General features: G+C 44.0%; 12 protein-coding genes. 11 read left to right on the forward strand and 1 reads right to left on the reverse strand.

Translation table 11 applies throughout. From position 1 onward, the window contains the following. The 5 genes from VN379_RS00650 to VN379_RS00670 all read left to right on the forward strand — a co-directional run. Window positions 1-442 (forward strand): peptidylprolyl isomerase (locus tag VN379_RS00650; RefSeq protein ID WP_325529758.1); only part of this gene is annotated, 442 nt, incomplete at its 5' end. A 42-nt stretch (window positions 443-484) separates the two neighbouring features. Further along, window positions 485-874 (forward strand): CoA-binding protein, encoded by a 390-nt coding sequence (locus VN379_RS00655; protein WP_325529760.1) that lies wholly within the window; start codon window positions 485-487, stop codon window positions 872-874. A gap of 41 nt (window positions 875-915) precedes the next feature. Continuing rightward, window positions 916-1,239 (forward strand): thioredoxin, encoded by a 324-nt coding sequence (gene trxA / locus VN379_RS00660; protein WP_325529762.1) that lies wholly within the window; start codon window positions 916-918, stop codon window positions 1,237-1,239. A 113-nt stretch (window positions 1,240-1,352) separates the two neighbouring features. Next, window positions 1,353-3,296 carry a ferrous iron transport protein B gene (feoB, locus tag VN379_RS00665; protein WP_325529764.1) on the forward strand — a complete coding sequence of 648 codons (1,944 nt, stop codon included), beginning with the start codon at window positions 1,353-1,355 and terminating at the stop codon, window positions 3,294-3,296. A gap of 20 nt (window positions 3,297-3,316) precedes the next feature. Further along, complete coding sequence (locus tag VN379_RS00670) at window positions 3,317-3,562, forward strand: FeoA family protein (RefSeq protein ID WP_325529766.1); 246 nt, start codon at window positions 3,317-3,319, stop codon at window positions 3,560-3,562. Window positions 3,563-3,597: 35 nt separating this feature from the next. On the opposite strand, the gene VN379_RS00675 is transcribed toward VN379_RS00670, so the two are convergent. Then, window positions 3,598-3,795 (reverse strand): DUF1858 domain-containing protein, encoded by a 198-nt coding sequence (locus VN379_RS00675; RefSeq protein WP_325529768.1) that lies wholly within the window; start codon window positions 3,793-3,795, stop codon window positions 3,598-3,600. A gap of 197 nt (window positions 3,796-3,992) precedes the next feature. On the opposite strand from VN379_RS00675, the gene lgt reads away from it, so the two are divergent. From lgt to VN379_RS00705, 6 genes are all read left to right on the forward strand, one after another. Next, window positions 3,993-4,823 (forward strand): prolipoprotein diacylglyceryl transferase, encoded by an 831-nt coding sequence (gene lgt, locus VN379_RS00680; protein ID WP_325529770.1) that lies wholly within the window; start codon window positions 3,993-3,995, stop codon window positions 4,821-4,823. Continuing rightward, a complete protein-coding gene (locus tag VN379_RS00685) occupies window positions 4,810-5,640 on the forward strand; it encodes a polysaccharide deacetylase family protein (RefSeq protein WP_325529772.1) in 831 nt (276 codons plus the stop codon). The genes lgt and VN379_RS00685 overlap by 14 nt, the downstream gene beginning before the upstream one ends. A gap of 155 nt (window positions 5,641-5,795) precedes the next feature. Beyond that, window positions 5,796-6,227, forward strand: coding sequence for a division/cell wall cluster transcriptional repressor MraZ (gene mraZ / locus VN379_RS00690; protein ID WP_325529774.1), 432 nt, complete (start codon window positions 5,796-5,798; stop codon window positions 6,225-6,227). Between the two features lie 24 nt (window positions 6,228-6,251). Then, on the forward strand, window positions 6,252-7,193 hold the full coding sequence (gene rsmH, locus VN379_RS00695) for a 16S rRNA (cytosine(1402)-N(4))-methyltransferase RsmH (RefSeq protein WP_325529776.1): 942 nt from the start codon (window positions 6,252-6,254) through the stop codon (window positions 7,191-7,193). 37 nt (window positions 7,194-7,230) lie between these two features. Then, window positions 7,231-7,686, forward strand: coding sequence for a cell division protein FtsL (ftsL, locus tag VN379_RS00700; protein ID WP_325529778.1), 456 nt, complete (start codon window positions 7,231-7,233; stop codon window positions 7,684-7,686). Between the two features lie 26 nt (window positions 7,687-7,712). Beyond that, window positions 7,713-9,803, forward strand: a complete 2,091-nt coding sequence (locus tag VN379_RS00705) for a stage V sporulation protein D (RefSeq protein WP_325529780.1) — start codon at window positions 7,713-7,715, stop codon at window positions 9,801-9,803. The last annotated feature ends 82 nt before the right edge of the window (window positions 9,804-9,885 follow it).

Here is a 9,885-nt window from a genome sequence, read left to right on the forward strand (position 1 = left end):
GGGATACACTTTGAAAAAAGCAATTATTGAGATGGATAAAGGCAACGTGGTTATTGAGCTATTCGAAAAAGATGCGCCTCTGACTGTTGCTAACTTTGAAAAGCTGATTAATGAAGGTTTTTACAATGGGTTACAGTTTCACCGGGTTATTAAAGGCTTTGTTGCTCAAGGCGGTTGCCCGAATGGTACTGGTGCTGGCGGCCCTGGATATACTATTCCTTGTGAAACCAAAGGTAATCCGAATAAGCATGAACGCGGCTCACTGTCAATGGCTCATCGCGGCCCCAATACCGGCGGCAGCCAGTTCTTTATTGTATATGAGCCTCAGCCGCATTTGGATGGGTTACATACTGTATTTGGTAAGGTAATTGAGGGTATGGATGTAGTTGATCAGATTAGCCAAGGCAACATAATGAATAAAGTAACTATTGTTGAGGAATGATTTAACGGGTAACGTCGTAAACTGACGTAAGGGGGACGCTCTATGAATGATACGGAAGCAATGCTTAAAAAGAAAAAGTGGGCTGTTGTGGGAGCTACCGATAATACCGAAAAGTTTGGCTATAAGATTTTCAAAGCGTTGAAAGAGGCTGGCTATACTGTGTATCCGGTGAATCCTGGTATAAATGAGATACTTGGTGATAAATGCTACCCGGCGCTAAAAGACTTACCATGCGTTCCTGAGGTTGTAAATGTGGTCGTGCCTCCGAAGGTTGGTGAACAGATCATGAATAATTGTTCTGAGCTTGGCATCGAAAATGTCTGGCTTCAGCCTGGTGCTAATGCTGCCAGTGTAGTTGGTTTGGCCAAAAATCTTGATCTTAATGTGGTTGATCAGTGTTGTGTATTGGTTGAGCTGCGCAACCACAAATAGGATAATCCTGTTTTACTTTAAATAAAAAGGGGGACTGTCTGATGGCAAACGTAGTCAATGCTAACGAAAATAATTTCCAGGAAGAAGTGCTTGACGCCGCAAAACCGGTGCTTGTAGATTTTTGGGCTCCGTGGTGTGGCTACTGCACCCGTTTGGCGCCGGTTATGGATGAACTGGCAGAAGAAATGAGCGACCAAATCAAAGTTGCAAAAGTCAACGTTGACGAAAGCCGTTCACTGGCACAAAAATATGGTGTTATGAGTTTGCCAACGATGGTTGTCTTTAAAAACGGTGAGCAGGTGGAGAAGTTAACCGGCTATATGCCGAAAGCTAATATTGCTGCTAAAGTAGAGAAATTAATTTAATTTGATCCCGGCCTTTCGAGGCCGGGATTTTTATTTGGTATGTAGCGCATATCCCTGTGCTTTTTGGCATAGGAAATACCATAGTATTTCTGAAACTGACGGAGGATACTCTGGTGCGGGATACAGCAATGAAAGTAGTACTTGTAGGTTCACCCAATGTAGGTAAAAGTGCGATATTTAATTATTTGACAGGCAGCTATGTTGCAGTGTCTAATTATCCGGGCACTACGGTTGATATTTCTACAGGTTACTTTAAATTCAATGGTTGTCACTTCGCGGTTATAGATACACCTGGCATATATTCACTTAGTCCTATAACTGAGGAGGAAAATGTTACCCGATTGCTGCTGGCAAAGCAGGTGCCTGATGTTGTTGTCCATGTTGTTGATGCTAAAAATTTACGGCGTATGCTGAGTATGACGATTCAGTTGATTGATGCCGGGTTACCTGTTGTCCTTACGCTAAATATTATGGATGAAGCACAGAATATGGGGATGCTTATTGATACTTCGCTGCTTGAACGATTGCTTGGAATCCCAGTTATCGCTACCTCTGCTGTTAATAGAGTCGGGCTCGGCACTTTAAAAAAGACTGTTGGCCATTATAAACTGATAAAACCAAGTGGTTTTAAATTAACCGAGGATATTGAGCAGTCAGTCGCAAAGATAAGCACACTGTTAACCCAAAACTATGGCCTGAGCAAACGTATTACTGCATTATTACTGCTGCAGGGGGATGCTATAACGCTGGCCCTTGCTCAGAAAGAAACATCATGGCCTAAAATAGCTGCTGTTATCAAGCAACTGTCGTCAAATACAAACAATAACCTTGATGCTTATGTAGCGGCTGAGCGGCAGGTTCTTATCGATAAAATAGTAGCAAAGACGGTTAGGTATGCAAGATTTGAGCGGCATAAACTAAGAACGTGGGCAGAGTGGCTGGGAAAGATAACCAGAGAGCCTTTAACAGGGATACCTATCCTCTGTTTTGTTCTGTATTTCGGGATATATCAGTTTGTTGGAAAATTTGGTGCCGGATATCTTGTGGATTATATCAACAATAGTGTATTTGTACCAATAATTAATCCAGTGGCTGAAGGAGTCGTTAATGCCTGGATCCCCTGGGAATGGTTACGCTCGCTGTTGGTAGGAGAATACGGTATTTTTACCATGGGATTCCGCTATGCGTCTGCTATTATTTTACCTATTGTCGGGACTTTCTTTTTAGCTTTTGCTATACTTGAAGATACCGGTTATCTGCCCCGTCTGGCTATGCTGGTAGACTCAGTTTTCCGGTACTTTGGTCTTAATGGCCGGGCCGTGATTCCCTTGACCCTGGGGTTAGGCTGCGGTACTATGGCGGTAATGGTTACACGCACCCTTGAAACTAGGCGTGAAAGAGTGTTAGCCACGTTTCTACTATCGCTGACTATCCCTTGTTCAGCCCAGCTTGGTGTTGTGCTGGCATTGCTTTCGCATAATTCAGCAGCAGTTATTCTTTGGAGCGTATATTTGCTTGCCATCTTTACTATTGTGGGCTGGTTAAGTGCCAGGTTTGTGCCTGGGCACCGGAGTTCTTTCTACATGGAGATACCGCCGTTACGGTTGCCGCTTGCCAATAATGTTATAAAAAAGGCGTACACACGAATGTCGTGGTACTTCAAGGAAATATTACCAATATTTATTGTTACTAGCGCTGTATTATGGGCCGGTGACCGTAGTGGTATCTTAGCGGCAATGATTCAATATATCAAGCCTGCTATGGGATTTATCGGGCTGCCACCGGAAACTGCTCAGGCTTTTTTGCTCGGCTTCTTTCGCCGTGACTACGGAGCAGCCGGCCTTTATGACCTGGCTGTTGCCGGCAAGCTGACAGATGCGCAGCTGGTGGTTGCAGCAATAGCATTAACCCTCTTTGTTCCCTGTGTTGCTCAATTCGCCGTCATGGTAAAAGAACGGGGATTGGTTACCGCCGGGGCTATGGTGGCGCTAATTATTCTAATTGCGTTTGTTTCGGCAGCTGTAGTTCACCGGTTTCTTCAGTTGGTATTATCTTAATCCTGATTGTGAGGGGTGTTATGATCGAAGAGTCTGTTATTATGCTTCGCGCCGGTGAAACAGCGAGAATTATAGCTATAAGCAGTCTGGATTATAGTAATATGAAGAAATTGACGGTATTTGGTTTGTTGCCTGGGGTGGAAATCGAGGTGGTGCAGACTACTCCTGTTTATGTCATCCGCATTGATAATACTGAACTAGCGCTTGATCGTGAGACAGCAGCAGGGATTCTTGTTACCAAATCCCTGCCTGGCCGGAGAAAATAAAAAAAGCAGGGCTGAATTGCCCTGCTTTTTAAAAACTATTCGTTTACGGCTTTGTTTAAGTCAGCAACCAATGCGGTTGCATCAATGCCGTGAGCGGCAGCGCCTTGCTCAATATTCTCAAAGCGGGCAGCGGCGCAACCTAGACATCCCATACCGTAGTTACGGAATACTTCAACAGTCTGAGGATATTTTTGGACGACATCTACGATGCTCATTTCTTTAGTGATACTCATAATAGCAGCCTCCTTAAGTTAAATATGGAATATGTTGACAAGCTAATTAATTATATCATACTTGACTAATGCTTGTCATGACTTTATTATGATTTTAGAGTATGCCGCATGCTACTAATATTATCGCCTGCCTGCTGCTATTTATGTGTTGTTTACGTACTATTTATTATGAAATCTGACCTGCATTAGGAGTTTACATGGGAAAAACTGCATTTTCTATTACGACTGTTACATTTAGTTGGTTTGGATTAATAATGACTGCTGCTATTCTGGCAGGATGTATTATTAACTGGTGGCATATCCGGCTGCGTAAGGAAGACCCTGACAGGCTATTGGATTTAACCTTATATAGTATACCTGTTGGTATTATTGCTGCCAGAATTTATTATGTTGTTGTAAATTGGCAGATGTATGCTGATGAACCAAATGAAATTTTTATGATTTGGCATGGTGGCTTAGCTATTCATGGCGCACTTATTGGTGTTATTTTAACTGTCTGGATATATTCCCAGGTCTATAGGATTTCTTTTTGGCGCTGGTCGGATATCGTCGCGCCAGGCCTTGTCTTTGGCCAGGCTATTGGTCAGTGGGGCAATTTTATTAATCAGGATACGTTCGGTTATCCGACTGATGTTCCCTGGGGTATTTACATTGATTATGCGTACCGCCCGTTAGGGTATGAGCAGTTTGATTTTTTTCACCCAACCTTTTTATATGAATGTGGTTGGGATATCGTGGTATTTATTATTCTTGCGGCTATAAGCTGGATAATTGCCAGAAAACCTGACAAGTTAGTGCCAGGTAGCCTGTTTTTACTCTATATAATCCTGTATTCTGCAGGACGCCTGGTCATTGAGGGTATACGGCTTGACAGTGAGATGTTAGGAGATTGGCGTTTAGCGCAGGTCGTAAGTACAATAGCCATGGTGTGGGCAGGGTTTCTTATGCTGTGGCGTAACTACAACTACAAAATGCAAAACCGGATTAAGACCGGGTATATAGGGAAGAAAGGCGGTGGCCCGTATTAACCGGCGACAGGGATGTCTAATTGTTCTAGGCCTTATTTTTCTACTCATTGTATCATCCTCTGTAGTGAGTACTACCGCTGTGGTAGCCGGACGTAATAATAACCGTGCGGCTAATCCTTCGCTTATTGATGTTCCAATTTTAAATTATCATAAGATTGATACATTGCACCATGCTCTCTCGATACCGCCACAAGAATTTGAAGAACAAATGGCATATCTGTCTCAGCGCGGTTTTACTACAATCACGCCAGACCAGCTGATGGCTTATCTCAATTACGGTAAAGCACTGCCGGAGAAACCAATTTTGATTACGTTTGATGATGGTTATCTTGATAATTATACTAATGCCTATCCCCTGATGAAGAAATATGGCTTTACTGCTACTATCTTTATAGTGACTGGTTTGGTTGGCCATGATGAACGGTTTATGAGCTGGGATCAGGTACGGGAAATGCAGAAAGACGGTTTTGTGTTTGGCTCTCATACTGTGACTCATGCGGCACTTACCAAGCTTTCACGCGAACAGGCGATGGAGGAACTAGTAGCTTCCCGTAAAGAGATGGAGCAGCAGCTAGGCAGTAAGCCGCGTTACTTTGCTTATCCTACCGGCGCGTACAATCTGCAGATTGAGGAAATGGTTAAACAGGCTGGCTATAAAGCAGCCTTTACTATCCGTTACGGTCAGGCGGGGGCAGAGAGTAATCCGTATGCACTTGAACGTATACCAATATTTAAAGGGCCGCAGACTTTTCGCAGTTTCTTTGTTAGGCTTAATGCAGCACCGTTATTAGAAAGATTTGGCTTAATCAGAAACTAAGCAATTTTAAAATATAGGACTTAAGTCTCCAAATTTTGGGTTTTTTAAAAATCCTGCATATTTTAGGCAGGATTTTTTTTATTTGCCCAGAATAAACTAAAAAGTGGTGTAGAGTGGTGTAAAGTGGTTGATTATTTTTAATGGTGGTGACAGCCGTGTTCATGGGTGAATATTTACATACCATTGATAACAAAGGCCGGCTGATTCTTCCTGCCAAATTTCGCGAAGGTTTGGGAGAAGCGTTTATTGCCACCAAGGGACTTGATAACTGCTTATTTGTATATACCCGCAATGAGTGGGCCATCCTAGAAGATAAATTAAAGAAGCTTCCGTTGGCTAAACCAGAAGCACGGGCCTTTGTTCGCTTCTTTTTTTCCGGAGCAGCTGAACTTGAGTGTGATAAACAGGGGAGAGTGCTTGTACCCCCTAACTTACGCGATCATGCCAAATTAGACAAAGATGTAGTTGTGATTGGTGTGTCAACCCGGATTGAGATTTGGGATAAAGCCGCCTGGGATGAATATAATCAGCAAGTGAGTCCTACGGTTGCTGAGATCGCAGAAACCTTGGCTGATTTAGGGATTTAATTATAACCGAAACGAGTTGGTAAGGTGCAAGAACATGAATTTGAACATACGAGCGTACTGCTGGAAGAGAGTGTCGCTGGCATTTTTTCGGATCCGGAGGGTATTTATGTTGACTGCACGTTAGGCGGTGCTGGTCATTCCGCGTGTTTAGCTGCACGGTTGGCACCTGCTGGCTGGTTGATTGGGATTGATCAGGATCCGGCAGCCATTAACGCCGGCAAGCAACGCTTAGCAGGGGCTAGTTGCAAGATAAGTATCGTTCAAAATAATTTCCAGTGTTTGGGTTCAGTGCTTGATGGACTGGAAACCGGATTAGTTGATGGTATTTTATTTGACTTAGGGGTATCATCGCATCAGCTTGATGTAGCTGAGCGGGGGTTTTCTTATATGCAGGATGCACCGCTGGATATGCGTATGAATCCGAATGCGAATTTCTCAGCATATGATGTCGTCAATACTTATAGTGAACAACAACTGACCGCAATAATTACTGATTATGGCGAGGAACGCTGGGCTAAGCGAATTGCTCAATTTATTGTAGAGAACCGGGCTAAGGCCAGTATCGAAACGACAGGTAAATTGGTAGACGTGATCAAGAAAGCCATTCCTGCCGGTGCCCGGCGGGATGGTCCACACCCGGCTAAAAGAACGTTTCAGGCTATTAGGATTGAAGTTAATAACGAACTGGGAATTTTGCGGGATACCTTTATTACCGCAGTAGAGCGCCTAAAACCCGGGGGCCGTATTGGTATAATAACATTCCATTCACTGGAGGACCGGATTGCCAAACAGACATTGCAACAGTTGGCTAAAGCGTGTATTTGTCCGCCGCAGCTGCCAATATGTGTCTGTAATACTAAGCCGAAAGTTAAAGTGCAGGGAAAGCCTGTTTTACCATCGCCTGAAGAGCTTGAGAAAAATCCTCGCGCTCGTAGTGCTAAGCTTCGTATCGCTGTAAAGTTATAGCGACAATTGTTCTAAATTATGGGGAGGAACAATAGAAATGTTAGTACATAAAAAACAAGAGTTACATGTGTATGAACAGGAAGCCGTTTCGCCTGCGCCTAAAATTGTCCAAAAGGCTGATAAACAGCTGCGCGTCAAATGTCTGATTCTTGTCATTATAGCTGTTGTAATGGCTGCCGTTACAACTATGCAAAGTGCTGCTATTGTGCAAGCAGGCTATGATCTGGTAAGAATTAAAGGTCAGGTAGCAAAAGTAGAAAAAGAAAATGAACTTTTGCGTCTTGATATTGCCAGACTGAAATCGCCACAGCGTATCGAAGAAATTGCTGTAAAAGAGTTAGGGATGATTGTGCCTAAAAACGCGTATTATGCATCAGCCATACCTGCAGACAGCACTTCTTCTCAAGCAGAGCCGGTCAAGAGTACAGGTGTCGCTGAGCAGATACTGACTGCTGTTAAACTCAACAAAGCGGAGGCGAGTAAAGGGCGGTAATTTTACGCGATGGGGGAGATAAATAAGTGGCATCTGTTTCGCATGTTACCATCAGGAAAAGGGTCGCTTGCCTGTTCTTGATCATATCGGTAATTATGATGGGGTTGATTGGTCGCTTACTGTATCTCCAATTTTATAAGAGTGCCTGGTTATCGGAGAATGCTGTTGATCAACGTATACGTGAGATTCCGGTTGAGGCAAAACGGGGCATCATTTTTGATCGACACGGCCGGGAACTTGCGGTTAGTGTCAGTACGGAATCTGTATACGCCATACCTGCCGAAATACGGGACCATGAAGAAACAGCAGCCAGACTGGCTGCTATTTTGGCGTTAGATGAAACTAATCTTAAGAACAAATTGAAAAAACGCCAGGCATTTACATGGATTAAACGTAAGATTGATCCAGACATAGCCCGACAGGTACAAATGCTTAATCTCCCAGGTATTGGTCTGACTCAAGAAAGCCAACGTTATTATCCCCATGATAATCTGGCAGCACATATCCTTGGGTTTAATGGGATTGACAGCCAAGGGCTGGATGGCGTAGAAATGACTTTTGACAGTTATCTGAAAGGCCGTTCAGGCAGCATTGTCATTGAGTACGATGCCAGAGGACGGGAGATACCCCAGGCATCCCACCGGTTTGTGCCACCAACGGAAGGGAATAATGTCTATCTTACGATTGATTTGGTTATTCAGCAGATTGTTGAACGTGAACTTGACCGGGTGATGAAAGAGACCCAGGCGAAGGCCGCTACTATTATCGCGATTGATCCACGTGATGGCGGAATTCTGGCGTTAGCTAACAGGCCGGACTATAACCCTAATAAGTTTAGTGAGGTTTCCCCTAAACTGTGGCGAAACATTGCCGTTTCAAATGTTTATGAACCAGGTTCAACCTTTAAAATCATTACGACATCAGCAGTTATGTCTGAACATATTGTTAAACCTGATGAAAGATTTTTTGACCCCGGTGAGGTTGAGGTACAAGGACGCAATATTCATTGTTGGAAACACGGGGGACATGGCAGCCAGACATTTGCTGAGGTAGTTCAAAACTCCTGTAATGTGGGGTTTGTTAATGTTGGACTGCGTTTAGGGCGCGATCCTTTTTACCGTTATATTGATGCTTTCGGTTTTGGCCGGCCTACCAATATTGATTTGCCGGGAGAAGCTAAGGGAATTATGATTGATCGTACTAAGGCAACCCCGATTAACATTGCAACAATGTCAATCGGTCAGAGTATTGCTGTTTCACCTGTTCAGTTAGTGACCGCCGCTGCCGCTGTAGCTAACGATGGCCAGCTCCTTAGACCACAAATTGTCAGGGAGGTTAAGGATAAGGCAGGGAATATTGTCAGAGGCTTTCAACCTGATGTTATCAGACAGGTGCTTGATCCGGCGACAACGAAACAGGTTAAAGAGATATTAGAATCAGTAGTATCACAGGGATCTGGCCGGAATGCATATATAGAGGGCTTCAAAATTGCCGGAAAAACCGGTACTGCCCAAAAAGTCGGTGCCGGTGGTTATTTGCCAGATAAATATGTGGCATCGTTTGTCGGGTTTGCCCCTGCCGATAATCCTCAGGTTGCGATGCTGGTTATTATTGATGAGCCTGTTGGTCTCTATTACGGCGGGCAGATTGCAGCACCAGTATTTGGGGCCGTAATGAAAGATGTTTTGCAGTATCTAAAGGTCACACCGCAGCCAACAGCAGGTCCAGCTAAACCGGGTGCTCCGGATACTCACGTGCTGGTGCCGAGTGTAATTAATTTAAATGTTCCTGAGGCCATAAAAGAGTTAGAGAAATCCGGCTTAATTCCGCGGATTGAGGAGTCGGGTGACCGGGTAGCAGATCAAATCCCAAAACCCGGCAGCCGTATGCCAACTGGCAGCGGTGTACTCCTTTATACGATGACACCACGTTATTTAGCAGGTGAGGTTACTGTGCCGGACCTAACCGGACGGACACCCCGCGAGGCATCAGATATTCTGGCAGAGCTTGGTCTTGTGATAAATCCTAAAGGGGCAGGGGGGAACGCGGTCAAACAGGATCCGTTACCTGGCAGTATCGTGTTATCAGGAACAAGTATTACTACCTATTTTGAGTAAATGGCGTTAAAATAAGAGATATTGGTAAAAATAGATATAAGAGCATATTATAATTTAATTTTTGTAGTGGGCAGGAGGATAT

The organism is Sporomusa sp. (assembly GCF_035561255.1).
GTDB lineage: Bacteria > Bacillota > Negativicutes > Sporomusales > Sporomusaceae > Sporomusa.

What these genes read in the sequence shown, in the direction of transcription:
- VN379_RS00655 (WP_325529760.1), top strand. Translation starts at nt 485, where the DNA reads ATGAATGATACGGAAGCAATGCTTAAAAAGAAAAAGTGGGCTGTTGTG.
- trxA (WP_325529762.1), top strand. Translation starts at nt 916, where the DNA reads ATGGCAAACGTAGTCAATGCTAACGAAAATAATTTCCAGGAAGAAGTG.
- VN379_RS00670 (WP_325529766.1), top strand. Translation starts at nt 3,317, where the DNA reads ATGATCGAAGAGTCTGTTATTATGCTTCGCGCCGGTGAAACAGCGAGA.
- VN379_RS00675 (WP_325529768.1), bottom strand. Translation starts at nt 3,795, where the DNA reads ATGAGTATCACTAAAGAAATGAGCATCGTAGATGTCGTCCAAAAATAT.
- lgt (WP_325529770.1), top strand. Translation starts at nt 3,993, where the DNA reads ATGGGAAAAACTGCATTTTCTATTACGACTGTTACATTTAGTTGGTTT.
- ftsL (WP_325529778.1), top strand. Translation starts at nt 7,231, where the DNA reads ATGTTAGTACATAAAAAACAAGAGTTACATGTGTATGAACAGGAAGCC.